Source organism: Streptomyces sp. SAJ15 (genome assembly GCF_007595705.1).
Classification (GTDB): Bacteria; Actinomycetota; Actinomycetes; order Streptomycetales; family Streptomycetaceae; genus Streptomyces.
Genome location: NZ_NISY01000008.1, coordinates 162526 through 189431, shown reverse-complemented (window position 1 = coordinate 189431; position 26906 = coordinate 162526). Strand labels below are relative to the sequence as shown.

Genomic DNA, 26906 nt, shown 5'->3' with positions numbered 1-26906 from the left:
CGCGGGCGCTTCCGGCCCGTCCCATACTGGAGCCATGACCACGCAGCAACAGTCGCCGTACCTGGTGGAGGTTGCCGAGCTCAGCGCCGACTCCCGCTACCGGGTGGTGCACTTCCTGGGGAGGGCGGAGCACACCGAGCCGCTGGGTCCGGAGGAGTTCGAGCCCCGGCTCAGGCAGCACTTCCCCGGGTTGGATCCCCACGATGACCGGAAGGTGCACTGGGCCGACCATCCGTGGGAGTGGCCGCGCTGGCACCCCGGTGAGGCGTAGTTCCTCACGGCGCCGACTCCCGCGCGCCGGGTCGCGCGGCGTCATTCATCGTACGTATGAGTAACCTAATGGTTGCTTTGCGTAAAGATTTTACGGATGAGGCTTGCACGTTTGCCCACCCCGGACCGGTTTGCTGGTCCTGAGAGCGAGGACGCTCTCCGGCGCGCGTGAATTGGCAACACGCGCGCCGTCCCGCGGATGCGAAGGACCATCCACCGTGATTGATGTCGCCACCAGCGCGTTGGCCGTGTCGCTGATCACCGCGGCGCGCGTGTTCGCCGCGGACGCCCGGATACTGCTGGGCCGCGTGCTCGGCGCGGGCGTGCGGATCGGAGCCGCGTCCCTGGTCGAGCGCCACCAGGAGCCGGCCCGCCGACAGCCGGCCCGCCAGCGGTCGGTCGACCCGCCGCCGGGCGCGCAGGCGGTCGCCACCGGCCCGTCGACGCTGTGTGCGCCGGAGAACGAGGGGGCCCGATGAGCGTGGACCGAACCCCGCAGGACCCGCCGACGCGAACGGTGCGCGAACTGCCCGTGACCCTGCCCGCGGCCTTCTGGGCCTTCCACCAGCTGTACCACCGCCCGTACCTGGAGTACGCCCACCTCCAGCTCGGCGACCGCCGGATGGCGGGCGAGCTGGTCCACGCCACCTTCATGCGGCTCGCCGTCATCTGGCCGCAGATGATGGCGGACGCCAACCACGAGGCGTACGCCTGGGCCCTGCTCAAGGAGCGCGTGGCCAAGGAACTGCTGCGCCAGGGGCGCGACGTGGCGATAGTGGAGAGCGCCGCGTTCTCCCGCGCGACGCGTGCCGCCCTGGAGTCCGTGCGCGACCAGTTCGCCGAGCTGGAGAGCGCGTTGGGGCTCTACGCGGCCATCAGCAGACTGCCGGAGCGCCAGTTCGACGCGATGGTGCTGCGGTTCGTCCTCGACTATCCGACGGACCGCGCGGCGCACATCATGGGCGTCACCCCGGCCACCGTCCGCTCGCAGCTGCGCTTCGCCAAGCGCAAGTTGGCCGGCGAGCTGGGCCTGACCGCGGAACTGGCCGCCGACCTCGGCGCCGACGACGATGAGGAGTGAGGGCCCGATGCCTTCCAGCAGAAGCCTTGCGGAAGCCCTGGCGTCGGCCCGGGCCCTCGAGGACGAGTACGACGACTTCGACCTCGAGGGCGCCCGCCGTCGCATCGAGCACGACCTGGGCCGCACCGCGTGGCGGGACACCGGCGGCATGGGCGACCCGCCCCCGGCGGCGACCGCCTGCGCCGACACCGTCCGGGACTGCCCGGCGACCGGCCCGGTCCGGCCGGCGCCGGTGTGGCCGCCGTCGCTGCACGACCAGGCCGCCCGCGATCTGCGGGTGCTGTCCACCCTCGTCATCCGGGACGCGGACGCCTCCCGACACATGGCCCGACTGGACAACTCCCGGCGGATCGACCCGGAGGGCGCGCTCGTCTTCGCCTGCGTGCTCTACCTGGCCGACTACGAGGACGCGGCCCAGTTCTGGTGGCAGTTCGCCGCCGGCGCGGGCTCCTCGACCTCCGCCTACTGCCTGTACCTGCTGCACATGCGGCGCGGCGAACTGCGCGACGCCGAGCACTGGGCCTGCCAGGTCGCCGAGTTGGACGCGGAGCCCCGGCCGGTGCGGTCGCCGGAGCCGGGGCCGGAACGACACCCCGGCCCCCCGGGCCCGGCCCCGGACTCCGACCCGGCGGCGGGCATCGGCATCCGCTACGACATCTCGGGGCCGCCGCCGGGCGGGCCCAGCGAGGCGTCGCTGAGAGAGGCGGTGGAGCGGCTGGACATCGACACCGACGCGGACTACGGGGCGATCCCGCAGCCCGACCCCCGGCTGGCGCACCGGCTGGAGGAGCTCGCCGATCAGTCGTCCTGAGCCTCCCCGGCGCCGCCGGCCGCCGCGGCGTCCTCCGGGTACCAGCGCAGCTCGACGGTGTTCCCGTCCGGGTCGGTGACGTACAGGGACTCGGCGGTGCCGCGCGCGCCGAAGCGCTTGCCGGGGCCGTCCACGACGGTGAACACCCCCGAGGCGATGACGTCCTGCCAGTCCAGGGGCTCCACGACGAGACAGATGTGATCGACGTTGGAGCCCCGCGGGGCGTCCGGCCCCGGGGTGATCAGGTCGATGATCGTCGTCGGGCTCACCCGCACCGACGGGAAGGGGACCTCGCCCGCCCGCCACTCCTCCACCCGTACCGGCTCCAGGCCGAGCGGTCCGGTGTAGAAGGCGAGCGAGCGCTCGACGTCGGCGACATTGAGCACGAGGTGGTCAAAGGCTATGACGCGCATGGTGACTTCTCTCCTGACGTGCGGAAACGAGAACGGATCCCAACCGCGACCATGATCGAACACAAGGGCCGATTCCCGCCAGACTCCTCGTCCGCGGCGGGACAGGCTGGTCTCATGAACGAGATCGCACACACCCCTGACACCACCACGCCGAGCACCTTCGAGGGCGGCACCCAGACGGGCGGAGTGCCCGCCCTGCACGGCAGGGTCGCCCTGGTCACCGGCGGCGGCCGGGGCATCGGCGCGGCCGTGGCCCGCCGGCTGGCCGCCGCGGGCGCCGATGTGGCGCTGACGTACCAGCAGGGCGCCGACTCCGCCGCCGACGTGGTCGACGCCGTCAAGGCCGTCGGCCGTCGCGGCCTGGCGATCCACGCCGACAGCGGCGATGTCGCGGCGGTCACCGCCGCCGTGGACGAGACCGTCGCCACCCTCGGTCGGATCGACATCCTGGTCAACAACGCCGGCGTCTTCCCCGTCGGGCCGGTGGAGGAGCTCGGCGCGGAGGAGTTCGACCGCACGGTCGCGGTGAACGTCCGCGCGCCGTACCTGGCCTCCCGCGCGGCCGCGCGCCACATGACCGACGGCGGACGGATCATCAGCATCGGCAGCAACGTCGCCGAGCGGACGGTGTTCCCCGGCCTCACGCTGTACGGGCTCACCAAGACCGCCCTCATCGGCATGACCAAGGGCCTCGCCCGCGAACTGGGCCCGCGCGGGATCACCGCCAACGTGGTCCACCCGGGCGCGACCGACACCGACGCCAACCCGGCGCACGGCCCGAACGCCGCCACCATCAGCGGCTTCACCGCCCTCGGCCGCTACGCCGCCCCGGACGAGATCGCCGCGACCGTCGTCCACCTGGCGGGCGACGGCGGGACGTACATCACCGGCGCGGCGATCGCCGTCGACGGCGGCTTCACCGTCTGACGGCCCGTCCGCGCACACCCGTGGCGCGCCCCGGTGTCACGGCCCGCGTCGACGGGCCGTGACACCGCCGCGCGCGGAGGCTGTCCGACCGTCGATCCCTCACCGGGCCCCGTCGCCGGGCGGGCTCGCCCCTCCATCGTGCGACGCGCACGGCGCACACGCACGCGGAGCCCGCGTGAGCCGCGTGCCGCTCGTGGAGCCCGCGCCGCTCGCTGGGTCCGCTTCCGCCCGTCGCCGCGCCGGCGGCGACACGGGATGGCCGCTCCCGACGCGGGCACCGCCGCGCCGTTACGTTGGCCACGTCGACCCACACACCCCGCCGAGGGAAGGGGCGCGCGTGATCCCCACGACGATGAGGGCCTGGCAGGTGCGGGCCCCCGGCCGGCTGGACCCGGTGGAACTGCCCGTTCCGGAGCCCGCCCCGGACGAGCTGCTGGTACGGGTCCGCGCCTGCGGCGTCTGCCGCACCGACCTGCACGTCCGCGACGGCGATCTGCCCCCGCACCGTAGCCCGGTCGTCCCCGGCCACGAGGCCGTGGGCGAGGTGGTCGCGACGGGCGCGGCCGCCGCCGGCCCGCCGCTCGGCAGCCGGGTGGGCATCCCCTGGCTGCGCCGGACCTGCGGCAGCTGCCGCTCCTGCGTCCGCGGCCAGGAGAACCTCTGCCCGTCCTCGACGTACACCGGCTGGGACGCGGACGGCGGCTACGCCGAGTACGCCACCGTGCCCGCCGACTACGCCTACCCGCTGCCCGCGGCGTCCCCCGACGCGGAGCTCGCCCCGCTGCTGTGCGCCGGCATCATCGGCTACCGCGCGCTGCGCCGCGCCGAGCTGCCACCCGGCGGCCGCCTCGGCATCTACGGCTTCGGCGCCTCCGCCCACCTCACCGCGCAACTGGCCATCGCCCAGGGCGCGACCGTCCACGTCATGACCCGCTCGGCGGCCGCGCGTACCCTCGCCCTGGAGCTGGGCGCGGCCTCCGTCGGCGGCGCGGCCGACCCGCCTCCGGAGCCCCTCGACGCCGCGATCCTGTTCGCCCCCGCCGGCGAACTGGTCCCCCCGGCCCTGGCGGCCCTCGACGCCGGCGGCACCCTGAGCGTCGCCGGCATCCACCTCTCCGACATCCCCCCGCTCCACTACGACCGGCACCTGTTCCGGGAACGCACCCTGCGCAGCGTCACCGCCAACACGCGTGTCGACGGACGGGACTTCCTCGCCGCCGTCGAGGCGCATCCGCTGCGGGTCTCGGTCGTCCCGTACTCCTTCGACCGTGCCGACGAGGCCCTCGCCGATCTCGCGGCCGACCGCGTCCAGGGCGTCGCCGTCCTGGAGCTGACGGGATGAGCCGCGCCGCCCGCTTCTCCGCCACTGTGTGAGGGCACGTGCCGGGCTCATTGCCACGCCCCCGGTTCGAACCGGTAGGGGCGGGTGATGATCTCCCGGTAGGCGAGGTGGCTCGTATTCGCCCGGGGGCCGTCGCGAGTGGGGGACCGTTCAGCCCGGCAGGCGCCGCACCACCGACCCCAGGACGCGTTCCACCGGGAAGTACCCCAGCCGGCGGGAGTCCTGGCTGCGCTCGGGGTTGTCGCCGAGGAGGACCAGCCGGCCCGGGGGGACCCGGTCCTCCGGCACGTCGGCCAGGGCGGGGAAGCGGTCGCGGGGGACCGGGTCGCCCGGCACGGCCGCGACCCGCTTGATGATCCAGTTCCGCGCGGTCATCGCGCCGGCCCCCGCGCCGGGCGCCAGCGGGGTGTCGGAGGCCGCCGTCTCGACCACGACGACGTCCCCCACCGCCGGCGTGCGGCCGCGCCGCGCCAGCACCCTCTCACCGCTGCGGTACGTCGGCTCCATGCTCGCCCCGCACACGGTGACCACGACCAGACGGCGGCCCAGCGCCGCGGCGGTCGCGAGGCCGACGGCGGGTACCAGCGCGGCGGCCCACCAGCCGATCCGGGTGGTCATCAGCTTCCTCCTGTGAAGATCGGCTCGTCCCGTTCCGCCGACAGCGTCTGGTAGCCGGACGCCTGCAGCCGGAACAGCCGGGCGTAGCCCTGGTCCGCGGCCATCAGCGCGGCGTGGGTTCCCCGCTCCGCCACGCGGCCCTCGCCGAGCACCACGATGAGGTCGGCGTCCCGCACGGCCCCCAGCCGGTGCGAGATGAGCAGACTGGTCCGGCCCTCCCGATGGCGCCGCAGCGAGGTGTGGATCTCGTGCTCGGCCTCGGCGTCCAGCCCGGCGGCCGGCTCGTCGAGGATCATCAGGTCGCGCCGGTCGCGGAGGAAGGCACGGGCCAGGGCGAGGCGTTGCAGCTGTCCGCCGGAGAGCACCACCCCCGTGTCCGGATCGTCCTTCTCGGAGTCCATGAAGAACACGCGGGACAGCATGGTGTCGTAGCCGCGCGGCAGTTCGGACAGCTTCCGGTGGATGCCGGCCTTCCGCGCCGCGGCCTCGATGCGGGGCCGGTCGTCCATGGCCTCCAGGTCGCCGAGGCCCACACACTCCGCGGCCGTCATGTCGTAGTGCATGTAGTCCTGGAACACCGCGCCGATCCGCCGCCGCAGTTCCACCGGGTCGACCTCGCGGATGTCCACGCCGTCCCAGAGGATCTGTCCCTCGGTGGGGTCGTAGAACCGACAGACCAGTTTCACCAGGGTGGACTTCCCGGCGCCGTTCAGGCCGACCAGCGCGACCGACGAGCCGTGCGGGATACGCAGGTCGACCCCGCGCAGCACCCACGGGTGGTCATCGGAGTACCGGAACCAGACGTTTCGCAGTTCGAGCCCGCGGCGCAGCGGAGGCAGCGGGCGCGGCGCGGACGGAGTCGGCAGATCCGGTCCCGCCGTGGTGACGGCGGCGAAGTGGCCGAACATCTCCAGCGCCTGGTGGGCGCCGGCGACGTCCTCGGCCAGCATGGCGAGCGCGGCCTGCACCCCCACCGCGGCGGCGACGAACACGGTGACGTCGCCGACGGAGAGCGTGCCCGCGCGGGCCGCCGAGACCGCCCACAGCAGCCCGCCGCCGGAGACGGCCGCCGCCAGCGCGCCGAGGGCCAGGTGGGCGCAGAGCTCCCGGCGGTCGATGGCCCGCTTCACGGCGTTGGTCCTGCGCCGCTCGGTCAGCATCCTGCCGCGGAGGAACGCCCCGATGCCGAACAGTCGGACCTCCTTGGCCGCGCGCACATCGGCCAGCAGGTCGCTGTAGAAGAACTCCCGCCGCTCGGCGCCCTGGACCTGCCACAGCAGCCGGGCCTTCCGCCGCGACAGCGCGACCTCCACGAGCACCGCCAGCACGCCCGAGAGCAGGACGACGGCCGTCATCACCGGGCTGAGCAGGTACAGGGAGCCGACGAAGCCGACGATGGTGATCGAGGAGCCGACGACGCCGAGCGCGCCGTCGACGGCCTGGGGGATGGCGCTCCGGCCGGCCTCCTGCGCGAAGCGGAGCCGGTCGAGGAAGCTGGGGTTCTCGAACCGGCGCAGTCCCGCGAAGGTCTCCACCACCGCGAACAGCCGGTCCTGGGCCCGCAGGGCGACCGCGCGCTCCAACTGGGCCCGTAGGTACTGGGCGAGCTGGGGCGCCACCCTGCTGACGGTGCCGGCGGCGGCCAGGCCGAGGGCGAGCCACATCAGCTCCCCGGCCGAGGCGTCGCCCACCAGACCGTCCAGCACCAGCTTGGTGAGCCAGGCCGTCGCCACCGGCAGGGCGCCGGTGGCGAGGGTGAGCGCGCCGTACAGTGCGAGCGTGCCGGGGGCGGCCCGCGCGGCGAGCGCCCAGACGACGCCCAGCCGTCGGGCCATGCCCGGCCCCGCGGGTTCCCGGCCCTCCACGGCGTCCGGCCGGTCGTCCCCCGTCCTCATGCCACGAGCGCGGGCCGGTCCAGCCTCACATCGGTCGCCTTGACCACGAGCCGGCCGGCCTCGTCCGGGGACACCCGCAGCAGCGTCGGGAACGCCGAGGTGCGGAACGCCTCCACCAGGCCGCTGTCGTCGCCCTCCACGACCACACGCGCCACCGGGCCCAGCTGGGCGGCGAACTCCGCGGCCTCGTCGGGCTCACCGATCACGGCTGCCAGCACCCGGTCACGGCCGCCGGGCATCGCCTTGGCGAACTCCACGAACTTGGGCATCTTCCGCCGGCACGGCTGGCAGGTCGGGGAGAAGAAGGCCACCACGGTCTCGCCGTCCAGGTCGGCGCGGCGCAGCGTCTCGCCGTCCAGGGTGGAGGCGGTGAAGTCGCCGATCTCCTCACCCACCGCGATGCCCGCCGGGAGGCCGCTCTTGGCGTTGGCCAGCAGTTCGGTGTGCTCCCGCAGCCGCCTGACCACGCCGAGCGTCAGGATGAGGTCCAGCACGCAGAGCACGCCCACGAGGATGACGGCCGCGATCAGAAATGGCATGACAACTCCTTCAGTACTCAACGGAGTCCGCGAGCAGCCGCCGGGGCTGTACGAACCGGTTGGAACAAGACGAACAGATCGTCCAGCGCGACGGTCAGACCGCCGAGCAGGAGACCGCACGGCACCGCGACCGCCACTCCGGCCACCTGGAGCGCGCCGGTGGAGAACACCGCCACGGCGCCGAGCGCCGAGGCCACCGCGAGGAGGACGTTCCGTACGACGTGCCGGGGGCCCAGGGGGGTCGCGGACGCGCCGAAGCACCGGCAGGGCGCGCGGACCCCGCGCCGTACCACCGCCGTGATGCCGATCGCGAAGGCCACCAGCAGGCCCAGGGCGATCACGAAACCGACGGCGGCGGGGGCCGGCGCCGGCACCGCCAGCAGCGCCCACACGGCGAACTCGGCGATCACCACCGCCCAGGCCGCGGGCCGCACCAGCGCGCGCGGCAGCAGGCCCATGTCGCGTATCGACGTCGTGAAGGCGGCGAACGCGCCGCGCCCGGCGACCTTGCTGAACGAGGAGACCAGGAAGACCGTCCCGATCAGGCACCGGATACCGATTCCCATGTAACTCACCAGACACCTCCCGGGTGGTGATCGCCGCGGCGGTGCCGGGATCGGCGGGGAGGGCGCCGGAAGCCCCCTCCCCGCCGTCAACAGACCGTCAACAGGTCGTCAGCCGACGCCGCGATCGACGGTGCTCAGTAACAGCGGACCCCGCAGTCCGAGTAGATGGTGCAGCCGTTCTTGCACCGGGAGACCGGGCAGTGGCCCGCGACGTAGCACCCGGGCGAGCACGCCGCGGCGTCGACCTTGGGCACGAGCGAGCTGATCATGCGGTCCGCGACCGCCTGGAGCTTCTTGTACATGCTCTGACTCCTCACTGATCGAATGGTGGGTCGGCCCCGCGGAAGTGCTGCCGCGGAGTCGAGTTCAGCTTGCGACGCCTCCCGCCCAGAAGCCGCCCAGAGCCGCCCAGAAGCCGCCCACAATGATCACGGCGAGATTTCGGCTGTATTATTTTGCGAAAAACAGCCGGGTTGCTTTCGATGCCGGCAGGCCGGGGGGAGGCCGGGGGATCGCATGGAGTTTCACGTTCTGGGCCCGTTACGCGTCAGTGGGGGCGGCGGCATGCTCGCCCTGGGCGGGCCGCGGCAGCGCGCTGTACTGGCCGCTTTGGTCCTGCGCGCGAATGAGACAGTGACACCGCACTATTTGGCCAAGGCGGTATGGGACACGGAACCCGCGAGCCCCAGAACCAATCTTCGTACTTATGTATCGGGGTTGCGAAAGAGCTTCGGAGAGGCCGAGGCGGGCCGCCTTGTCACCCGGGCCGACGGCTATCTGTTGCGCACGGACCCAGCGGAACTCGACTTTCAACAATTCAACCGCTTTGCGGCCGACGGGGAAGAGGCCCTGCGCCAGGGTGAGCCGGAACGCGCGGCGGAGCTGCTCCGACGAGCGCTCGACCTCTGGCGCGGCGAACCGCTGGAGGGGCTGGCGACCGGACCGCTGCTGCGCGCCGAGTCCGAACGGCTCACGGAGCGCCACCTGGTCGCCGTCGCACAGCACGCCCGGGCCCTCATCCGACTCCAGCGCCACACCGCGGTGATCTCCGACCTGACGGCCCTGGTGCGGCAGCACCCGCTGCGCGAGGAGCTGCTCGGCCTGCTCATGCTCGCGCTCTACCGCGGCGGCCGGATCCCCGAAGCCCTCCAGGCGTTCCAGGACGGCCGCCGGGAGCTGATCGACCGGCTCGGCACCGAGCCCGGGGCCGAACTCCAACAGCTCCACCAGCGCCTGCTCACCGCCACCACCGCGGGCGGCGGCCCCGAGCCCGGGATCGGCCCCTCGGTCGAGCACCGCCCGGCGCCGCGCCGCGCCCACCCCGCCGTGCCCCGCCAACTGCCCCTGACGCCACGGCTGTTCACCGGGCGGTGTGGGGAGTTGGCCGTGCTGACCCAGGGCCTGGCCGCACTCGGCGACGCCGTGGTGATCTCGGTGATCGCCGGATCCGGCGGCATCGGCAAGACCTGGCTGGCGCTGCACTGGGCGCACCGGCACACGGACCGGTTCCCGGACGGCCAGCTCTACGTCGACCTCCGGGGCTTCGACAGCGACGCCGAACCCACCTCGCCGGAGAGCGCCCTGCGCGGCTTCCTCGACGCGCTGGGCGTCGAGCCGGACGCGGTCCCCGCCGGTCTGGAGGCCCAGGCGGCGCTGTACCGCAGCCTCACCGCCGGCAAGCGGATGCTCGTGGTGCTCGACAGCGCCCGCGACACGGAGCAGGTCCTGCCGTTGCTCCCGGGCGGGTCCAGCTGCATGGTGCTGATCACCAGCCGCCACCAGCTGGGCGGTCTGGTCACCACGCACGGCGCGCTCCCCCTGGTCCTCGACCCCCTCGGCGAGGCGGAGGCCCACGCCCTGCTCGCCCGCCACCTCGGACAGGAGCGCCTGTACGCCGAGCCCGGCACGGCGGGCGAACTCCTCAGCCACTGCGGGGGCTCACCGCTCGCCCTGGGCATCGTCGCGGCCCGCGCGGCGGCCCATCCCGCCCGGCCCCTGACCGGACTGGCCCGGGAGCTGCGCAACCACGCGACCCGGCTCGACGCCCTGGACGCGGGGGAGGCGTGCGCCAGCATCAGGACCGTGCTGGCCGGCTCGTTGCGCTCGCTCAAACCCGAGACGGCCTGGCTGTTCACCCTGCTGGGGCTGGTGCCCGGCCCGGACATCAGCCTGTCCGCGGCGGCCGGGCTCTTCGGGCTGCCCGCCACGCGGGCCCGGCTGTTCCTGCGCGAGCTGGAGGACATGCATCTGATCCGGCAGTACCACCCCGGCCGCTACACCCTGCACGGTCTCGTCCGCCTCTACGCCGCCGAGCGCGCCGACGACCATCCGGAGTGGGAGTGCGCGGCCGCCCTGCGTCGCCTGGTGGACTTCTACGCGCAGACCGCGTCCACCGGCGCCCGGCTGCTGGATCCGCGGCACTCCCATGCCACCGTGCCCCGGCCGGCCGCCGGCGGTGAACCGACCCCGCCGGACACCGCGTCCGAGGCGCTGGCCTGGTTCCACACCGAACGCCGCTGCCTGCTCGCGGCCCAGCACACGGCCGTGGAACGGGGCTGGGACATCGTGGCCCGGCAGCTGTCCTGGGCGATGGACGTGCTCCACTCCCGCGGGCAGACCTGGGACGCCCGCCACACCGTGACGGCGGTCCCCTCCGCGGCCGCCGCCTCGCTCAGCCTCTGCCCCCCGGCGCCCGCCAGGGCGGCCACGCCTCGCACGCCGGCACACCGACCGCCGCCGTGGCCCGGAACCGGCCGGAGCCCCTGGTGAACGCCGTCCTCACACCAGCGGTGCGTCGTGGTGGATCGGGGTGCGCGCGCCGGTCAGCGAGGCACCGCCGCCGCCGCGCCGGTGGGCGACGATCTCCGCCGCGATCGACAGGGCCGTCTCCTCGGGGGTACGGGCGCCGAGGTCGAGGCCGATCGGCGAGTGCAGCCGGGCGAGTTCCCGCTCGGTGACGCCGACCTCGCGCAGCCGTCGGTCGCGGTCCTCGTGGGTGCGCCGGGAGCCCATGGCGCCGACGTACGCGACGGGAAGCCTCAGCGCCAGCTCCAGCAGGGGCACGTCGAACTTGGCGTCATGGGTGAGGACGCACAGCACGGTGCGGCCGTCGACATCCGTCGACGCGAGGTAGGTGTGCGGCCACTGGACGACGATCTCGTCCGCCGCCGGGAGGCGGAGCCGTGTCGCGAAGACCGGGCGGGCGTCGCACACGGTCACGTGGTAGCCGAGGAACTTTCCCACCCGCGCCAGCGCGGAGGCGAAGTCGACGGCACCGAAGGCGATCATCCGGGGGGCGGGCAGGCTCGACTCGACGAACACCGTCAGCGGCCGCCCGCTACGGGACACGTCCGCGCCGATCTCGACGGTGCCGGTGCGGCCGGCGTCCAACAGGGCGCGGGCCGCGTCCGCCACGGCGCGATCCACCTCCGCGGGCCCGCCCAGGCCGCCTTGGTACAAGCCGTCCCGGCGGACGACCAGCGCGCGGCCCATCAGCTCGGCCGGCCCCTCGGCGATCCGCGCGACCGCCACCGCGTCCCCCCGCATGACGGCGGCGACAGCGGCCGCGAGGACCTCCCGGACGGGAGAGCCCGCGCTGACCGGGGTGAGCAGGATGTCGACGACCCCGCCGCAGGTCAGGCCGGGGGCGAAGGCGTCCTCGTCGGCGCACCCGAAGCGCTCGACGCACCCCGCGCCGTGCTTGAGCGTCCGCCGGCACAGCTCGTACACGGCGCCCTCCACGCATCCCCCGGAGACCGACCCGACAGCCGAGCCCTCGCCGTCGACGGCGAGCGTCGCGCCGGGCTGGCGGGGCGCGCTGCCGCCGACCGCCACCACGGTGGCGACGGCGAAGTCCCGCCTCTGCCCGAGCCACCGGTGCAACTCGCCGGCGATCTCCAGCATCTCGGCCTCCTCACGGGTCTGCCACGGCCCGGCGCCACACCCGGTGGCCAGGGAGGGCGCTCAGCGCCGCGCCGCCGACTGGCGCTCGGTGAGCCGGCGGTAGATCCGTTCCGGAGTCAGGGGCAGCGCGCGGTAGCGGACCCCGGTCGCGTCATGGAGCGCGTTCGCCAACGCGGGGGCCACCGGGTTGATACAGCACTCCGCCATTCCCTTGGACCGCAAGGGCCCGTAGGAGTCCGCCGAGTCCACCGCGAGCACATCGGTGCGGGGGACATCGGCACAGGTGGGGATGCGGTAGTTGCGGAGGTTCGGGTTGACCATGGCACCGTCCGCGTCGACCTGGTAGTTCTCGGTCAGCGCGAAGCCGAGACCCTGGGCCACACCGCCCTCCACCTGGCCCCGGACCTGTGCGGGGTTGACGATGACACCGGCGTCGGTCGCGTGGACGCTGTACAGGACGCGGATCTCACCCGTCACCGGATGGACGGCGACGCGGAACCCGTGCGTGTTGAAGGTGACGCTTCGCGGCGATCCGTAGGCCTTGCGGGCGGCGGTGAACCGTATGCCGCGCGCTCGGGCCAGCGCGACGAGCTCCGCCAACGACACGCGCTGGTCGCCGCAGACGACGCCCTCGTCGTCCAGGGAGCACATCACGAGATGCACACCCGTGTGCGCGGCGGCGAACTCCAGGATGCGGTCGCGCACGGCATTGGCCGCCCGAAGCACCGCGTTGCCCGCCACGAAGAGCCCCGCGCTCGCGAAGGCGCCGGTGTCGAATCCCGTGCGGTCGGTGTCGGACTGCACCAGGCGGATCCGCGACGGAGTCGTGCCCAGCTGGTTCGCCGCGATCTGCACATGCGCGGTCGACGTCCCCTCACCGAACTCGGCCGTTCCGACGGCCACCTCGTAGACGAGGTCGTCGCCGAGCGTCACCCATGCCTCGGAGAGGTGTTCCGTCGGGGGCGCGGTCTCGTGCAGGGAACTCGCGAAGCCGGTCCCGACGAGCCACCCGGGGCCGGGGGACGGCTCACCGGGCGTACCGGCCATGGCCCCCTCCACGAGATCGATGCACCGCGCCAGCCCGGGCTCGGTGAACATCACGTCGTCGGGGCCCTCCTCCATGGCGACCAGCGGATCGCCCGGCCGCACGATGTTGCGTCGGCGCAGTTCGAGCGGATCGATGTGCACGGCGCGCGCCAGCTCGTCCATCGCCGATTCCACGGCGAACGCCGGTTGGGTCATCCCGTAGCCGCGCAGCGCCCCGCTCGGAACGGTGTTCGTGTAGACGGAGTACCCGTCGTACCTCTTGTTGGGACAGCGGTAGATCATGACGGCGGCGCCGCCCGCGTACAGCGTTTCGCCGCCGTGGTTGCCGTAGGCGCCCGTGTTCGACACATTGCGGACCTGGAGCGCCGTGAGCGTCCCGTCCGCCTTCGCGCCGAGCTTGACCGTCAACGCCATCGGATGCCGTGGCGAAGCGGTCGTGAACTCCTCCTCGCGGGTGTACTCGAAGCAGACGGGGCGCCCGGTGTCCAGGGTGGCGAGCGCGACCAGATCCTCCGAGATCACCTCCTGTTTGCCGCCGAAGCCGCCGCCGACGCGTGCGCAGAACACGCGGAGCTGGTCCGGGCGCAGCGCGAACAGATAGGAGAGTTTGACCTTCGCGATCGACGGCGACTGCGAACTGGTGCGGACGTTGAGGCGACCGTTCTCCATCCAGGCGATCGAGCCATGGGTCTCGAGATGCGCGTGTTGTACGCGCGGCGAGAAGTATGTGCCCTCGTGGACCACGTCGGCTTCGGCGAACCCCGCGTCGACGTCGCCGATGCGCGCGTGGATCTCGATCAGGATGTTGCGGACGGGGTCGCGTACGAAGGGGTCGTGCGAGCCGTGGATCTGTGGCGCCCCCTCGGCCATCGCCTCTTCGGGGTCGAACACGGCCGGCATGACCTCGTATTCGACAGCGAGTCTTCGGCAGCCCTCCTCCGCCGCCCCCACCGTGTCGGCCAGCACCGCGGCGACGCGTTGGCCGACGAAGCGGACCGTGTCGTCGAGGATGAAGGTGTCGTCGGGATCGACGAGGTGATCGGTGTGGATCGCCGTGGTGAAACGCCTGCGGGGCACGTCTTCCCAGGTGTAGACGCGACGCACGCCGGGGACCGCGAGCGCGGCGGTCTTGTCGATCGAGACGATCCGGGCGTGCGCGTGGGGTGAGTGCACCACCTTGAGGTGCAGCATCCCTTCGATACGGGTGTCCATCGTGAACTCGGCGCGACCGGTGACCACGTCGTTGGCCGCCGGAGCGCCGACGCTCGTCCCGACGGCCTTTCCCGGCGCGGCCGGCTCGACCCCGGTGACGCCCTTCACGGCGTCCTCGATCCCCCGATAGCCGGTGCAGCGGCAGAGGTTGCCCTTCAACGCCCGCGGCAGGTCCTTCTTCTGCGCCGCGGTGAACGTCGCCGACGTCATGATCATTCCAGCGGTGCAGAAACCGCACTGGAACCCCGGGGCGTCACGGAACTGCCGCTGCATCGGATGCAGGTTGCCGGGCGAACCGAGCCCCTCGATCGTCGTCACCTCACGACCGTCCGCACGGAACGCGGGGGTGATGCAGCTGTGCACCGGACTGCCGTCCAACCACACGGTGCAGGCGCCGCAGTCGCCCGCGTCGCACCCCTTCTTGACGCCGTAGTGGCCGAGGGAGCGAAGGAAGGTGCGCAGGCACTGTCCGGGGTCCGGTTCCTCGTCGAAGCTCCTGCCGTTCACGCGGTACGTCATGTCGGGCTCCCGGCCATGAGTTCGCGACGAATCTCCTCGGCGAAGTGCTTCGTCAGATGGCGACGGTGGTCGGGGGTCCCGTTGGGATCGGCGAACCAGGTGTCGGCGGGAATGACGTCGATGCTCTGCTGCAGCGTCCGGGCGTCGGGCATGGTGTCGAAGGCCATCCGCACCGGGCGGCTGGTGCCGGCGGTGACGGTGAGCAGCAGGTCGCTCGTTCCCGGCGTCTGGGTGCCGATGAGGAAAACCGTCGAACGACCGAGTCGGGTCAGCGAGAAACGACGGTGCGCGGTGCGTTTCCGCAGGGCGTACGCCGGAATGTCGACGCGCCGCAGGATCTCCCCGGGCGAGAGGATGTTCTGACGGTCGCCGGTCACGAAGTCGAGGGCGTCGACGGTGCGCGCGGACCCGTCGGGAGCCACCAACTCGTACCGTGCCTCCAGCGCGACCGTCAGCGTGATCATGGGACCGGCGGGCAGGGACATACAGATGTTTCCGCCGACGGTCGCCGAGTTCCAGACCTTGAACGAGGACAGGAACGCCTCGCAACTCGTCGCGAGAAGGGTGCCCGCGACCCAGTCGTCTCGCGGAGCGAAGGCGTACAGGTCGCGGATGGTGCACGTCGCCGCGATCTCCAGGCCCGTGTCGCTGGGAACGAGGGGATCCCAACGCAGCGCCGTCAGGTCGATCAGACGGCGCAGATCGGGCTGCTCCACGGAGAACAGCCACGTTCCGCCCGCGAGCCAGGCGTCGCCCTCACGCCACTCCGCGCCTGGCTGAGCGGACGGCCGCCGGACGACTTCGGTGATGGTGTTGAGGTCCATGGGAAACGATCTCCCTCACGACGATCATCGTGCGACGACCGCCTACCGCACTCGATCGACCAGCACGTGGCGCCGCTCGCGTTCGGAGTCCGCTCGTGGACATTCGGCTCGACGCACCCATCACATGTCGACGCGGCGCGAGGAGCGGGGGCGCGATGCGCGCTGGGAGCGGCACGACCTCGAGCGACGGAATCGAATTTTGGCCCCTGCGGCCGAGGATTCCCCCCGAAAGACCGGCGGGCGTGGAGACGCTTTTTCAGGATATAGCAGGACGGGCCGGCCTTGCCACGTCCGCCTCACCCCGCGAGGGCCCCGCGCGGCCCGCGGGCCCCGTCGTCAGCCCTCGTCCCGCGCACCACGTCGTCGCAGGTCGTCCTCGGTGAGGGCGTCCAACTCGCCGTGGGTGTCGAGCCAGTACAGGAGGGCGACCGCCGGGAAGACCAGCACCACCGCGACGAGGGTGACGAACACCAGCCAGCGCAGGGTGGTGGGCGCGCCCGCGCCCTCCGCGACGGTCAGCGAGGTCGGGACGAGATACGGGCGTTGGGCCATGCCGCACGCGAGGACGGCCGAGGCGACCACGCCGACGGCGGTGCCCCGGGACCAGGCCGCGGAGGGGCGGAGCAGCAGCCAGGCGGAGGCGAGGGTGGCGAGTGCCGCCGCGACGACGAAGAGGAGTCCCACGCCGTGGATGAGGCCGTGCCATACGTAGGGCGCGTCATCGTGGGTGACGCCCAGGGTGATGACGGCGAGCACGGCGACGGCGGCGAGAGCCGCCAGGGCTCGCCGCCGGAAGTAGCCGTCGAGGTCGGGGGCGTCGAAGCGCCGGGCGTCGGCGGCCAGGAACACGGCTCCGAGGAAGGCCGTGGCGGCGACGGCGAGGAGGCCGAAGAGGATCGAGGTGGGGTTGGACCAGGCGTGTGCCGACGGCTCGGTGCCGGGGGCCGCCCGGCCGGAGGCGATCCCTCCGGCCGCGGCTCCGAGGAAGAACGGAGTGAGGAGGGAGGCGATGGCGAACACGGCCCCGTAGAGGCGCCGTCCGGCGAGCCGCCGGGCGGGCTTGCGCAGGGCGAAGCCGGCGCCGCGCAGCACGGTGCCCACGGCGGCCAGCGCCAGGGGAAGCCACATCGCGGCGAAGACGGCCTGGAAGAAGTCCGGGAATCCGGTCCACATGATGACCAGAACGAAGATCAGCCAGACGTTGTTGACCTCCCAGACGGGGGCCATGGCGTGGTCGATCAGCCACCGGGGGCGCCTGCCGCGCTCCGCCCCGCCGGCGGTCAGGTCCCAGAACCCGGCCCCGTAGTCGGTGCCACCGGCACAGGCGTAGGCGGCGATCGCGAGGAGCAGGACGACGGCGACGAGATCGGCGGTCACGGCCGGCCTCCCGCGGTCGGTCCCGGGCCGTCGTCGCGGGGCGCCGGGGCGTCGCCGGCGGGAACCGGCGGGCGGGGTCCGTAGGGCGTGTCCGTCTCCGGCGGCGCGACCGGTCCCGGCTCCGTCCGCCGTTCGTCGGCGAACCGCCAGCGGGTGCGCATCTTCAGCAGCACGGCGAGGAACGAGCCGAAGACGAACACGTACACCACGACGACGAGACCGAACATGATCCACAGAGTCGTGGAACGGGTGGCGGTCACCGCTTCGGCGACCCGCATGTTCTCGTAGACGATCCACGGCTGGCGGCCCACCTCGGTGGTGATCCAGCCGCATTCCACGGCGACGACGGAGGCGACACCCGCGCAGGCGGCGCCCCGGAAGAACCACTTCGACTCCGGCAGGCGGCGACGCCGCAGCCAGACGAGGCCGTACCACAGGGCGAGCAGCACCAGCACCGAGCCGATCCCGACCATGATGTCGAAGGCCCAGTGGGTGATGGTGGCCTGGGTGGCGTTCGGCCGGTCGGCCGCCGGGACGGAGGTCAGCCCGGTGACCCTGGTGTCGGGGCGGAACCCCGCGAGGATGGAGTCGAGCTGCGGGATCCTGATGCCGCCGGAGATCGTGCCGTCCGGATGGAGGCGGCCGAACAGGTACTCCGGGACATGTGTGTCGGTCTTCCAGACGATCTCCATCGCGGCGAACTTCACCGGCTGCTTGTGGAACACCTGCCGGGCGATGGAGTCGCCCAGCACGAACTGCACGGGAGTCGCCACCGCGGCGACGGTGAACGGGACGGTGAAGCCGAGCCGGTGGTAGCGGTCCCGGCGTCCGCGCAGCCATCCGACGGCGTACACCCCCGCCACGACGTAACCCGCGGTCACCAGCATCGCCACCACGAAGTGCCAGTACTGCGGCCCGAACATCGGGGTGAAGATCGCCTTCCAGATGTTCACGTCGGTGGGGTCGCCCGCGGAGTCGAGGGTGAAACCCCGCGGCGTGTTCATCCAGGAGTTCGCGGCCAGGATGCCGAAGGCCCCGAGCAGAGCGGCCGCCGGCAGCGGCAGCCCGAGCAGGAAGTGCGCACGGGGAGGCAGCCTGCGCCAGCCGTAGAGGTAGATCGCGATGAGGACCGCTTCGAGGAAGAAGGCCCATGCCTCGACGCCGAAACCGATGCCGAAGACATCGCCCCAACGTCCCATCAGGCCCGGCCAGAGCAGGCCGAACTCGAAGGACAGCACGGTCCCGGTGACCACTCCGATCGCGAACTGCACCGCCATGACCGCCGACCAGCGCCGCGCCAGCAGCAGGGCGGTCGGGTCGTCGCGGCGCAGGCCGTAGCCGTGCGTGATGAGGGTGATCAGCGGCAGCGCCACGCCCAGCGGCACCAGGATGATGTGGGAGGCCAGGGTGAAGGCCATCAGCGATCTGGCCGGCAGCGTCTGCGGCGGCGCGTCCACCAACAGCTGCAGCGTGGTGTGCATACGTGTCTCTCCCGGGAGCCGACGCGGGTGACGGGGTCAGCCCTCGGCGGCGGATCCGGGGAGCAGGGCCACGCCCTCGGGCATGACCTCGGGGGAACTCACCACGTACCGCCTCCTCGACTGCCTGGCGCCGCTCCGCCGGGCCGGGGCCCGGGAGCGTTCGGGCGTCACACAATCACCACGGGCCCGGTGCGGTGATGAGGGGCGGCCCCGCGTTACGCCGCCTGGTCCAGGAACTTCGCTCTGTCGGACTTCGCCCGGTCGGACTTCGGTCGAACGCTCGCTGGGTCGGACTTCGGTCGAACGCTTCGCCTGGCAGGACTTGGGTCGACGCGAGTCGGCGGCGTCAGCGCGGCCGGTGCGGGTCGGCGACCTCAGCCCAGCCGGTCCAGCAGGTGGTCGCCGACGCGCAGAGCGTTCGCGATGGCCGTCAGGGACGGGTTGACCGCACCGATGCTCGGGAAGAAGCTCGTGTCGACCACGTACAGGTTGTCGAGGTCGTGCGCCTTGCAGTTGACGTCCAGGGCCGAGGAGGCCGGGTCGTCGCCGAACCGCACGGTGCCGGCCTGGTGGGCGGTGGCGCCGATCGGCATGCCCTTGTGCAGGTAGATGCTGTGGGGCAACAGATGGTGCTCGTGCATGCCCAGATGGCCCAGCATGCGCTGGAGCCTGTGCCGCAGGCGCTCCAGCCCCGCGATGTTGTTGGACTCGTCGAGCGCGAGGTGGACGCGGCCGTCGTCGTCCAGGGTGACGCGGTTGTCGGGGAGCGGCAGGTCCTCCCCGCACAGCCAGAAGTCGACGGCGTGGTGGGCCAGGACCTCGAAGGGCATGTCCGGGGTCACCGCTCCGGCCCAGCGCGGGGCCTCACCGTGGATCTGCTCGGCGTCCGACTTGCCGAGCATCTGGATCCCGCCGAGCGGGTAGTCCCAGTCGTCGGCGCCGAGGTACCAGTCGTGCAGGGCGAGGGTCTTCTGGAACCTGGTGTCGTTGGGTTCCTTCGAAACGGCCATCAGGGCCAGGTTGTTGTGGCGCATGTAGAACCGGCCGACCACGTCCGAGCTGTTCGCCAGGCCCCGGGGATGGTGCTCGTTCGCCGAGGCGAGGAGGAGGACGGCCGAGTTGACCGCGCCGCAGGCGACGACCACGATGTCGGCCGCGTACCGGGCCTCCTCGTCCCCCGCGAGCCGGGCCACGACCGTGCTGACGCCACGGCCCGTCGGATCGGTCTCGAGCCTGGTCACCCGGGCGTTGGTGATCATCTCGATGTTGGGGTGCCGCAGCGCCGGTTCCACGCAGATCACCTGGGCGTCGGACTTGCCGCGCACCAGGCAGGGGAAGCCGTCCACCCGGTCGCAGCGGATGCAGACGCTGGAGTGGGTCGCCCGGCCGTCGCCGTCCTGGGTCAGATCGACCCCGATGGGCAGGTGGAAGGGGTGCAGGCCCCGCTTCTCCAGGTCGTCGCTCAACCGCTGGATGCGCGGCTCGTGTTCCACCGGCGGATACGCGTACTGCTCGCCGGCCGGGCCCTCCCAGGGATCCTCGCCGTGCCGGCCGTGCACCCGGTACAGGTGTTCCGCCTGGGTGTAGTACGGCTCCAGGTCCTCGTACCGGATCGGCCAGGCGGGGGAGACGCCGTCGTGGTGCGTCAGTTCGCCGAAGTCCTCGGGCCGCAGTCGGAACAGGGCGGCCCCATAGAACTTGGTGTTGCCGCCGACGTAGTAGTTCACCTCGGGCGGGAACTCCCTGCCGTGCTTGTCGAACCAGAACTCCGGGGCCCGGTACCTGCCCTTGACGAACACGGCGGTGGAATCCCAGTTGTCCCGTTCGCGCGGGAGGTAGTCGCCGCGTTCGAGGATCAGCACCCGCTTCCCGGAAGGCGCCAGCCGGTGGGCGAGCGTCCCTCCGCCCGCTCCGGTACCGATGATGATGACGTCGTAATGGGGGGCGTCGCCCACGGCGACCACCGTCCTCGGGTTCGCGGTCCCGCGTCCCCGCCGGGACCTGTCACACCGGTCTCCCCCCTTCGAACATAGCCGCCACGCGCCGGAGCGGCACCCGGGGCCCCTACCGCCCCGCTCAGAGCACGGCGAGGGGATTCACCGGAGAGCCGGTGGCCGCCGGCAGCCGCAACGGCGCCACCACGCACAGGAAGTGCCAGCGGCCCAGCTGTTCGCACGCCGGCGCCAGCTCCTCGAAGTCCAGGTAGTCCAGGAGATGCAGACCCATGGCGTGCATCGCCAGCACGTGGACGGGAAACGCGACCTCCGCCACCGGGCTCGGAGCCGTGTCGTTGTTGCCGTCCGAGCCCAGGACGGCGACGCGCCGCTCGGCGAGGAAGCCCAACGCCGCCGGATGGATGCCGGCCCGGGCCCGCGCCACCTCCCAGGCACCGGTCTCCCGACGCCGACGGCGGTGTCCGACCCGTACGAACAGCAGGTCTCCCGGCCCGGTCCGGACCCCCTGGGCGGCCTCCGCGGCCGTGAGGTCGTCGGCCGTCACATGGTCGCCGGGTTCGAGCCAGGGGATCCCGCGCAGCCGCGGGATGTCCAGCAGTACGCCGCGACCGACGATCCCGTCGCGCACCAGGTCGACCGTGAGCGCACGGGCGCCGTCCGGCGTCACCGTGCTCGCCGGGACGCCGCCGTAGAGCTCGCCGTCGAAGACGACGTGGCACAACGCGTCGAGATGGCTGTGCGCGTCACCGTGCACGTTCATGGCGAACCGGTCGAGCGCGAAGTGCAACCCGGGCGCTTCGGGGTTCTGGTGGACCGTCCCCGTCATCCGGTGTGTCGCGGGCTCCGGGTCGTCCGGCCCCGGCCGGGTCTCGATGGGCGCGGCCAGCGACACGCTCCGCCCCCACCGCACCCCGGCGGCGGCCGCCACCACACGCTCGGGGGTCAGGTGGACCAGTGCCCCACGACGCGGATCTCCGTCACCCCGCCCGCTCCGCGCCTGCTCCCACAGCCGCCGGTACAGGCCCCGAAAGTCCTCCTCGGACAGCGACGTCTCCGCCCCCTGGCGCTGCGCCGACGGACGCGGGCTCGACGTCACGAGGCCAGACCACCCACGCCTGGTCCACGGTGCTCACCGTGTCTGACGCGGTCCGCCGGTCTGACGTGCTCACCTGCTCCGACCCGGCCCGCCGCTCCCGCTCCGCTCGTACGCTCCGTCACGCCGGCGTCCTCCTCGTCCGCCGAAGGGCACTGGCCCCAGTGTCCGCTGGGACGGTTCCGTACGCATTCCGGGTGCCGAGCCCCGTGGGCAGCGAAGATCCACCAGGCACGCCCTGCCTATCTAGCGGCCAGGGCCTCTGCCCTGGCCCTGCCCGGTCTGCGGCAGGTGGAAGGGGCGGGCCACAGGCGCGGGAGCCGACTGTGCGGGGCGGGGCGCCTGGGGCTGGGATCCGGGGGGACGCACTCCTGGAGAGGTGAGACGAGCGGCCTTGGCGATGGTGCTCTGTAGGCCGGGCGGTGCACCGGGCTTCTTCGGGGCCGGGCCGTTGGCCAGCAGCTTGCCTTCGGGGCCCTGCACGGTCGCCTTCCGCTGCGCTTGGCCCTGCGCGAGCGGCTTCTGCTGTGACAGGGGCGTGGCCTTCATGGACGCCTCGACCAGGGCCTTGCTCGCATGGTCCCAGGAGTAAGCCTTGAGCGCCTCGCGGAGCTCCTTGGCGTTCTCGCGGCGCTGGGCGAGGTCGGCCTTGAGCTGGCCTATGGCCTCGGCCCAGGCGATCTCCCGGTATTCGGAGTTCTCCGGCTCAGGGACGATACAAGGCTGCCCGATCTCGGGTGCGATTCGCGCCTTGTCGCCCAGGAACTGCGCCGCCCCACTCTCCTGGTTCACCAGGATGGGCACGCCATGTCCCGCTGCCTCGGTGGCCACCAGGCCGAAGCCCTCGTGTTTGGACGGCATGATGACCGCGTCGGCGGTGATGATGTCGTTCTTCAGCTCATTGCCGTCTTTGGTGAAGGGTTTGACGGTGACGTTGCCCTTCCCACCCAGCCCTTCGGTCACCTCCACTATCTCGCCGAGCTTTTCGGGATTGGCGCCACGAACGGTGAGATGGACGGCAATGCCGTTTTCGTTCAGCATCTTCACAGCGCGCAGCGCGTCGTCGACGCCCTTCAGCGGGTCGTCCGTCCGCCCCATGACCAGGAGGTTGAGGCGACCTTCGTGCGGCCCCCGCTGGACCAGCTCCTCGATCTCCACGCCGGGTACGAGCTGGTGTGAGTCGGGCACGTGCTGCCCTGTCGAGGACAGACGCTCGGCCTCGGTCGTCAGCAACGGGCCGACGCCCACGACCACGTCCGCCCGGTCCATCACCTCGCGCTCGATCCGGGCGTCGCGGGCGGCCTTGGCCTGTGCGTGTGCCGGATCATGTGCGTACTTGACCTCGGCGAGCCGTTCCGGGCTGGTGTGCAGAAAGTGCGCGACCTTCGCGTCCGGATACCAGCGGTCCCGCAGCTCGGCCGCGGTCGGTCCGGAGAACCGGGAGTGCCCGACGATCAGGTCGAAGGGGCGTTCCTGAGGGTCGGGGAGGCCATGGGTGCGAGGATTCAGGGTGGATTGGAACTCCATCCACACGCGGCCCTCAACGCCCTCCGGTATCGGCGGGGTGGAGGCCATCCGCGCGCCCTTGTGGGGCTGCGTGTCGGGGTCGGCGGTGAACAGCGTCACGTCGTGCTCTTTCCCGAGCGCCTCGGTGATGTGCTGGTTGAACACCGGAATGCCGCCGCCGCCCATGCCGCTGATGTCGGAGACGACGAGAATGCGGTAACGCTTGTCTGTCATGGGCCGCCCTCCCGTCAGAATCCCGAGTGGGCGCGAAGCTCACGGCCGATTCCCCAGGTGAGGAACTGGCAGAGCTCGTAGGCGCTGTAGTGGATGAGCCCCGCATTGCGTCCCGGCGTCAGGCGTGCCGCGAATTCGTCGAGGATCTCGGCGAAGACCAGGGCACGGGTGGCGGAAATCACCACGTTCTCGGTTTCGCCCCGGTCCGGGTAGTACTGCCGCTGGTATTCCTTCGGCGTCCACGGGAGGTGGCGTTCAGCCCGCGCCATTTGGCGGCATCCTTCTCGAAGGGCACCGGAACCGCTTCGTCCCCGGGACCGGACACGAGCCCCACGACACCGTGTCGCGCCGGATCGATCTGCTCGTACTCCTCGCGCCACGCGGGTGCCACCTGACCGGTCAGCATCAGCTGGATGTCGGTGGCCGCCACGGCCGCTCGCAGCTGGACCGTGAAGTTCAGCGTCCCCTTCAACTCCTCCGGGGACGGCATCGCTTCCGCCGCGTACCACGCTGCGCGGCGCAGGGCCTCGAAACGCTCGGGGAGATCGGGCAGGTCCGATACCGGACGGGAGACGGGAGCGATCCAGGGGGCGTTCCCCGGCTGCGGCGTCGGTGTGGCGATGCCCAGCGGCGCGCGCAGGGCGTCCGCGGCCTCGTGCGCCACGACGCAGAGGTCCGAGGCACCGGAACCGATGGTCACCGCCGGCCGGCCCGGAGCCAGTCGGTGGAACAGCTCTGGGAAGATGCCGATCATCGCGAAGTACGGCGAAGAGGGGACGATCACGCAGGAGCCGGGCTCCATGTAGTAGTCCGGGTACGGCTCCCAGCGCTCCACGAGGAATCCCGGGTCGGCATCGAGCCGCTGCTTCCAGTCCTGCACCGCCTCGTCGAAGGGGAGCGGGCGGTCTGCGTCCCCTGAGGCGCGTCGGGAAATCAGGTGACGCGCGGGGTCGGATCCCTCACCCGGCCGGGGCGCGCCCAGGGCGGCCTCGGCGTCGAGCAGAACCTGTTCCAAGGTCCGCCACGCCGTCCTCCGCTCCGCGGGCCACCTCGAATCGGCGTCATGCCAGGAGCGGGTTCGCTGAGCCCACATCATGCGAGCCGCAGCCGAGTAGAGACGTTCGTAATCGCTCGCCAATTCGTTCTGTTCGCTCATATTTTCAAGCTCTCCTTTGAATATGTAATCGACCCATTCGGTGGGGCGGTCGACTGGGTTCACGCCGGATATGGTTCGGCTGCCGGAGCCTCTTTCGGCCGGTGTGTGCCGGCCTTGCACCCCGCGAACGGTCCGTCAGGGTCGCGCAGCACCTGCATCGTCGGTGCCAGAAAATCCCGGTGCCACATCGCCGGCCCCGTCATCCCCCCGTTCGGCCCCGTGAGTTCCTGCCAGGCAAGCCAGAGCGCGTGCAAGTGGGCGACCGCCTCCAGGTGCTCCCACCACTGAGGGCACCACGGCGCACGGGAGGTGACCTCCCTGCCGTACACGGGGAGGAGGAGTCCGCTCACCCAGCCGGAGAGGCCCTGCATCGCCGCCCGCTGGTCCTCGCCCTCCAGGTAGAGGATGAAGGACGTGACAGGGTGGTCCGCCTCCGTGGCAAATCCGCTCATTTCTGGAGCATCCCCCCTGCGGCACGAGCGGTGATGGCCTTCATCTCGGCCTGGGCGGCCGCCTGGATGCGGTCGGCTCCCGGCTCCTTGTACCAGGGGCGCAGCCGGATGAGGGCGGGCTTCACGCCGGTGGCGAGGAGGAGGGCGGTGCCCTTGGGCAGGGCGCGGATGCGGTCCGCCGGCATGACCCGCTGGAGCCGGGTGGAGGTGGAGCGGGAGCGGGTGGCGCCGCTCTCCGAATAGCTCACCGTGGTGACGTCGTGCTCGCCGACGAGCCGGGAGATCTTTTCGATGAAGTCGGCGTCGTCCAGTCCCGCGCCGAGGAGTTTGACCGTCGCGGCACCCCACAGCGCGTCCATGCCGGCCTCGCCCCAGACGCGGCTGCCCTGCCGGTAGCTCTGCAGCAGCGTCACGATGTTGATGCCGCGCGAACCGAAGTGCGAGTAGAGGTCGGGCAGGTCCGAAATCCTGCAGACGTTCGCGGCCTCGTCGAGCACGGCGGTCATGGGGGGATCGAGGCGCCCGCCCATCCGCTCGGCTGCCTGGACTCCGGCGCGCAGGACGGAGTCGGCCGCCGCGGCGATGACGCCCGCGGCCGAGCCGCCGCCGTCCTTCGACAGGAGATAGAGCGTGTCCTGGCTCAACGCGTGCAGCTCGGGCCGGAACTGAGGGAGGCGGGGGTCGGGGGTCACCCAGGCGGCGATCTCCGGGTCCAGGAGGCAGGCCACGGACTGGCGCGCGGTCTCGTAGATGCCGTCGCGTGTTTCGACCGCACCCCTGATGGTGCCCTGCAGCTGCTCGGAGAGGGCCGCCATGCCGGCATCGCGCAACAGGTCGACGGGCGTGCGGTCCCCGGGGTCGGCCAGCCAGGCCAGCACGTCCGTCACCGGTCGCTTCCCGCGGTTCGCGGCGTGGAAGAGCGCGGTGAGCGTGTTCTGCGCGGCAGAGATCCAGAAGTCCCGCTTGGACGCGTCGTCGTTGACCGCCCCCACGAAGTGCCCGGCCAGCCGGCGGGCTCCCTCGATCGTGGTGGCGTCGGCGAGCATGTCCCACCACATCTCGCGCGGGGTGTGCGCGATGCCCTGCGGGTCGAACGTCCACACCGTGCCGACACCCGCCCGCTCGGCCTTGGTGACGCTGTAGACGTCCGCCTTGTTCGACGTGAGCAGCACGGACCCCCGTGCCCGCAGGACGCGGGGTACGGAGATGGCCGTCGACTTGCCGGCCCGGGGGGCCATCAGGTCGAGCTCGACGTCCTCGAACGACGAGCGCAACTCCGGGCCGTTCGGCTCCAGGTTGCCCAGGAGGTTGCCGGTGTCGTCGGGGTCCAGGCGCTCGACCCCGGCCAGCGCGGGCCGTAGCTGCCGGGCGCGTTCCGCCGCGCCCTTGGGCAGCATGCCGGCCAGCTCGCGCCGTCCCGCCAGGCCGGTGGGCTTCTTACCGCGCTTGCTCAGCACGCGTACGGTGGCCCACCCGACGCCGGCGAAGAGCATGACCGTCAGGGTCCAGAAGAGCCATGCGGGCGGAGCCGGTGAGTAGGCCGCGCCGGGGCCCCGGACGATGGTCAGGACGGCCGTGGTCGCCGGGTCGTCATTCACCCACCGAGGCCGGCCCCGCCCGGACAGGAGCCCCGCGAGCGGTGCGGTGAGCAGGGTGCAGGCCAGTGATGCGGCACCGACGAGGAT

Annotated in this window: 25 protein-coding genes; 7 read left to right on the top strand and 18 right to left on the bottom strand. The window is 72.1% G+C overall.

Annotated elements, in window-relative coordinates; translation table 11 throughout:
• Positions 1 to 34 precede the first annotated feature (34 nt).
• The 4 genes from CD790_RS21615 to CD790_RS21600 all read left to right on the top strand — a co-directional run bounded on the left by CD790_RS21615 (position 35) and on the right by CD790_RS21600 (position 2162).
• Positions 35 to 271: a hypothetical protein gene (locus CD790_RS21615; RefSeq protein ID WP_144384957.1), complete on the top strand. Its 237-nt coding sequence runs from the start codon at positions 35 to 37 to the stop codon at positions 269 to 271.
• Positions 272 to 488: 217 nt separating this feature from the next.
• Complete coding sequence (locus tag CD790_RS21610; RefSeq protein WP_144384956.1) at positions 489 to 749, top strand: hypothetical protein; 261 nt, start codon at positions 489 to 491, stop codon at positions 747 to 749.
• On the top strand, positions 746 to 1351 hold the full coding sequence (locus tag CD790_RS21605; RefSeq protein WP_260867759.1) for an RNA polymerase sigma factor: 606 nt from the start codon (positions 746 to 748) through the stop codon (positions 1349 to 1351). The genes CD790_RS21610 and CD790_RS21605 overlap by 4 nt, the downstream gene beginning before the upstream one ends.
• A 7-nt stretch (positions 1352 to 1358) precedes the next feature.
• A complete protein-coding gene (locus CD790_RS21600) occupies positions 1359 to 2162 on the top strand; it encodes a hypothetical protein (protein ID WP_144384955.1) in 804 nt (267 codons plus the stop codon).
• Here the strand turns inward: CD790_RS21600 and CD790_RS21595 are convergent.
• Entirely contained in the window at positions 2150 to 2575 is a 426-nt protein-coding gene (locus tag CD790_RS21595) for a VOC family protein (RefSeq protein ID WP_144384954.1), read from the bottom strand. The two genes, CD790_RS21600 and CD790_RS21595, sit on opposite strands and share 13 nt — an antisense overlap.
• A gap of 186 nt (positions 2576 to 2761) precedes the next feature.
• On the opposite strand from CD790_RS21595, the gene CD790_RS21590 reads away from it, so the two are divergent.
• Together CD790_RS21590 and CD790_RS21585 are read left to right on the top strand one after the other, a co-directional pair.
• Entirely contained in the window at positions 2762 to 3502 is a 741-nt protein-coding gene (locus CD790_RS21590) for an SDR family NAD(P)-dependent oxidoreductase (RefSeq protein ID WP_260867778.1), read from the top strand.
• Positions 3503 to 3854: 352 nt separating this feature from the next.
• Positions 3855 to 4844, top strand: a complete 990-nt coding sequence (locus CD790_RS21585; protein ID WP_144385081.1) for a zinc-binding alcohol dehydrogenase family protein — start codon at positions 3855 to 3857, stop codon at positions 4842 to 4844.
• A 150-nt stretch (positions 4845 to 4994) separates the two neighbouring features.
• On the opposite strand, the gene CD790_RS21580 is transcribed toward CD790_RS21585, so the two are convergent.
• From CD790_RS21580 to CD790_RS34760, 5 genes are all read right to left on the bottom strand, one after another.
• Entirely contained in the window at positions 4995 to 5462 is a 468-nt protein-coding gene (locus CD790_RS21580) for a S26 family signal peptidase (protein WP_144384952.1), read from the bottom strand.
• Positions 5462 to 7357: an ABC transporter ATP-binding protein gene (locus CD790_RS21575; RefSeq protein ID WP_144384951.1), complete on the bottom strand. Its 1896-nt coding sequence runs from the start codon at positions 7355 to 7357 to the stop codon at positions 5462 to 5464. Before CD790_RS21575 ends, CD790_RS21580 begins: the two co-directional genes overlap by 1 nt.
• Positions 7354 to 7896, bottom strand: coding sequence for a TlpA disulfide reductase family protein (locus CD790_RS21570; RefSeq protein ID WP_144384950.1), 543 nt, complete (start codon positions 7894 to 7896; stop codon positions 7354 to 7356). The genes CD790_RS21575 and CD790_RS21570 overlap by 4 nt, the downstream gene beginning before the upstream one ends.
• Positions 7897 to 7913: 17 nt before the next feature.
• Entirely contained in the window at positions 7914 to 8462 is a 549-nt protein-coding gene (locus CD790_RS21565) for a MauE/DoxX family redox-associated membrane protein (RefSeq protein ID WP_186319163.1), read from the bottom strand.
• 134 nt (positions 8463 to 8596) lie between these two features.
• Entirely contained in the window at positions 8597 to 8764 is a 168-nt protein-coding gene (locus CD790_RS34760; RefSeq protein ID WP_186319162.1) for a hypothetical protein, read from the bottom strand.
• 22 nt (positions 8765 to 8786) lie between these two features.
• Between CD790_RS34760 and CD790_RS21560 the strand changes: the two genes are divergently transcribed.
• Complete coding sequence (locus CD790_RS21560) at positions 8787 to 11231, top strand: AfsR/SARP family transcriptional regulator (RefSeq protein ID WP_144384948.1); 2445 nt, start codon at positions 8787 to 8789, stop codon at positions 11229 to 11231.
• A gap of 9 nt (positions 11232 to 11240) precedes the next feature.
• Here the strand turns inward: CD790_RS21560 and CD790_RS21555 are convergent, their stop codons facing one another.
• From CD790_RS21555 to CD790_RS21505, 12 genes are all read right to left on the bottom strand, one after another.
• Positions 11241 to 12365 (bottom strand): XdhC family protein, encoded by a 1125-nt coding sequence (locus CD790_RS21555; RefSeq protein WP_144384947.1) that lies wholly within the window; start codon positions 12363 to 12365, stop codon positions 11241 to 11243.
• A 60-nt stretch (positions 12366 to 12425) separates the two neighbouring features.
• Positions 12426 to 15143 (bottom strand): molybdopterin-dependent oxidoreductase, encoded by a 2718-nt coding sequence (locus CD790_RS21550; protein WP_144384946.1) that lies wholly within the window; start codon positions 15141 to 15143, stop codon positions 12426 to 12428.
• Positions 15140 to 15967, bottom strand: a complete 828-nt coding sequence (locus tag CD790_RS21545) for an FAD binding domain-containing protein (RefSeq protein ID WP_144384945.1) — start codon at positions 15965 to 15967, stop codon at positions 15140 to 15142. The genes CD790_RS21550 and CD790_RS21545 overlap by 4 nt, the downstream gene beginning before the upstream one ends.
• 336 nt (positions 15968 to 16303) lie before the next feature.
• On the bottom strand, positions 16304 to 17344 hold the full coding sequence (locus CD790_RS21540) for a cytochrome d ubiquinol oxidase subunit II (protein WP_144384944.1): 1041 nt from the start codon (positions 17342 to 17344) through the stop codon (positions 16304 to 16306).
• On the bottom strand, positions 17341 to 18825 hold the full coding sequence (locus tag CD790_RS21535) for a cytochrome ubiquinol oxidase subunit I (RefSeq protein WP_144384943.1): 1485 nt from the start codon (positions 18823 to 18825) through the stop codon (positions 17341 to 17343). The genes CD790_RS21540 and CD790_RS21535 overlap by 4 nt, the downstream gene beginning before the upstream one ends.
• A gap of 374 nt (positions 18826 to 19199) precedes the next feature.
• Positions 19200 to 20780 (bottom strand): GMC oxidoreductase, encoded by a 1581-nt coding sequence (locus CD790_RS21530; RefSeq protein ID WP_144384942.1) that lies wholly within the window; start codon positions 20778 to 20780, stop codon positions 19200 to 19202.
• Between the two features lie 121 nt (positions 20781 to 20901).
• Positions 20902 to 21825, bottom strand: coding sequence for a cyclase family protein (locus CD790_RS21525; protein WP_144385080.1), 924 nt, complete (start codon positions 21823 to 21825; stop codon positions 20902 to 20904).
• A gap of 294 nt (positions 21826 to 22119) precedes the next feature.
• Complete coding sequence (locus CD790_RS21520) at positions 22120 to 23613, bottom strand: glycosyltransferase family 4 protein (protein WP_144384941.1); 1494 nt, start codon at positions 23611 to 23613, stop codon at positions 22120 to 22122.
• Between the two features lie 14 nt (positions 23614 to 23627).
• Positions 23628 to 23798 (bottom strand): hypothetical protein, encoded by a 171-nt coding sequence (locus tag CD790_RS34755; protein WP_186319160.1) that lies wholly within the window; start codon positions 23796 to 23798, stop codon positions 23628 to 23630.
• Positions 23792 to 24769 (bottom strand): hypothetical protein, encoded by a 978-nt coding sequence (locus tag CD790_RS21515; RefSeq protein ID WP_144384940.1) that lies wholly within the window; start codon positions 24767 to 24769, stop codon positions 23792 to 23794. Before CD790_RS21515 ends, CD790_RS34755 begins: the two co-directional genes overlap by 7 nt.
• Positions 24770 to 24828: 59 nt before the next feature.
• Entirely contained in the window at positions 24829 to 25221 is a 393-nt protein-coding gene (locus tag CD790_RS21510) for a DUF4913 domain-containing protein (RefSeq protein ID WP_144384939.1), read from the bottom strand.
• Positions 25218 to 26819, bottom strand: coding sequence for a type IV secretory system conjugative DNA transfer family protein (locus CD790_RS21505; protein WP_260867758.1), 1602 nt, complete (start codon positions 26817 to 26819; stop codon positions 25218 to 25220). Before CD790_RS21505 ends, CD790_RS21510 begins: the two co-directional genes overlap by 4 nt.
• Positions 26820 to 26906: the final 87 nt, after the last annotated feature.

Excerpts from the sequence above, each read along its gene's own strand:
- CD790_RS21520 (WP_144384941.1), bottom strand. The coding sequence starts at position 23,613 with ATGACAGACAAGCGTTACCGCATTCTCGTCGTCTCCGACATCAGCGGC.
- CD790_RS21575 (WP_144384951.1), bottom strand. The coding sequence starts at position 7,357 with ATGAGGACGGGGGACGACCGGCCGGACGCCGTGGAGGGCCGGGAACCC.
- CD790_RS21580 (WP_144384952.1), bottom strand. The coding sequence starts at position 5,462 with ATGACCACCCGGATCGGCTGGTGGGCCGCCGCGCTGGTACCCGCCGTC.
- CD790_RS21570 (WP_144384950.1), bottom strand. The coding sequence starts at position 7,896 with ATGCCATTTCTGATCGCGGCCGTCATCCTCGTGGGCGTGCTCTGCGTG.
- CD790_RS21535 (WP_144384943.1), bottom strand. The coding sequence starts at position 18,825 with ATGCACACCACGCTGCAGCTGTTGGTGGACGCGCCGCCGCAGACGCTG.
- CD790_RS21555 (WP_144384947.1), bottom strand. The coding sequence starts at position 12,365 with ATGCTGGAGATCGCCGGCGAGTTGCACCGGTGGCTCGGGCAGAGGCGG.
- CD790_RS21615 (WP_144384957.1), top strand. The coding sequence starts at position 35 with ATGACCACGCAGCAACAGTCGCCGTACCTGGTGGAGGTTGCCGAGCTC.
- CD790_RS21565 (WP_186319163.1), bottom strand. The coding sequence starts at position 8,462 with ATGGGAATCGGTATCCGGTGCCTGATCGGGACGGTCTTCCTGGTCTCC.
- CD790_RS21550 (WP_144384946.1), bottom strand. The coding sequence starts at position 15,143 with ATGACGTACCGCGTGAACGGCAGGAGCTTCGACGAGGAACCGGACCCC.
- CD790_RS34760 (WP_186319162.1), bottom strand. The coding sequence starts at position 8,764 with ATGTACAAGAAGCTCCAGGCGGTCGCGGACCGCATGATCAGCTCGCTC.
- CD790_RS21515 (WP_144384940.1), bottom strand. The coding sequence starts at position 24,769 with ATGAGCGAACAGAACGAATTGGCGAGCGATTACGAACGTCTCTACTCG.
- CD790_RS21545 (WP_144384945.1), bottom strand. The coding sequence starts at position 15,967 with ATGGACCTCAACACCATCACCGAAGTCGTCCGGCGGCCGTCCGCTCAG.
- CD790_RS21600 (WP_144384955.1), top strand. The coding sequence starts at position 1,359 with ATGCCTTCCAGCAGAAGCCTTGCGGAAGCCCTGGCGTCGGCCCGGGCC.
- CD790_RS21560 (WP_144384948.1), top strand. The coding sequence starts at position 8,787 with ATGGTGGGTCGGCCCCGCGGAAGTGCTGCCGCGGAGTCGAGTTCAGCT.
- CD790_RS21605 (WP_260867759.1), top strand. The coding sequence starts at position 746 with ATGAGCGTGGACCGAACCCCGCAGGACCCGCCGACGCGAACGGTGCGC.
- CD790_RS21510 (WP_144384939.1), bottom strand. The coding sequence starts at position 25,221 with ATGAGCGGATTTGCCACGGAGGCGGACCACCCTGTCACGTCCTTCATC.
- CD790_RS21595 (WP_144384954.1), bottom strand. The coding sequence starts at position 2,575 with ATGCGCGTCATAGCCTTTGACCACCTCGTGCTCAATGTCGCCGACGTC.
- CD790_RS21585 (WP_144385081.1), top strand. The coding sequence starts at position 3,855 with ATGAGGGCCTGGCAGGTGCGGGCCCCCGGCCGGCTGGACCCGGTGGAA.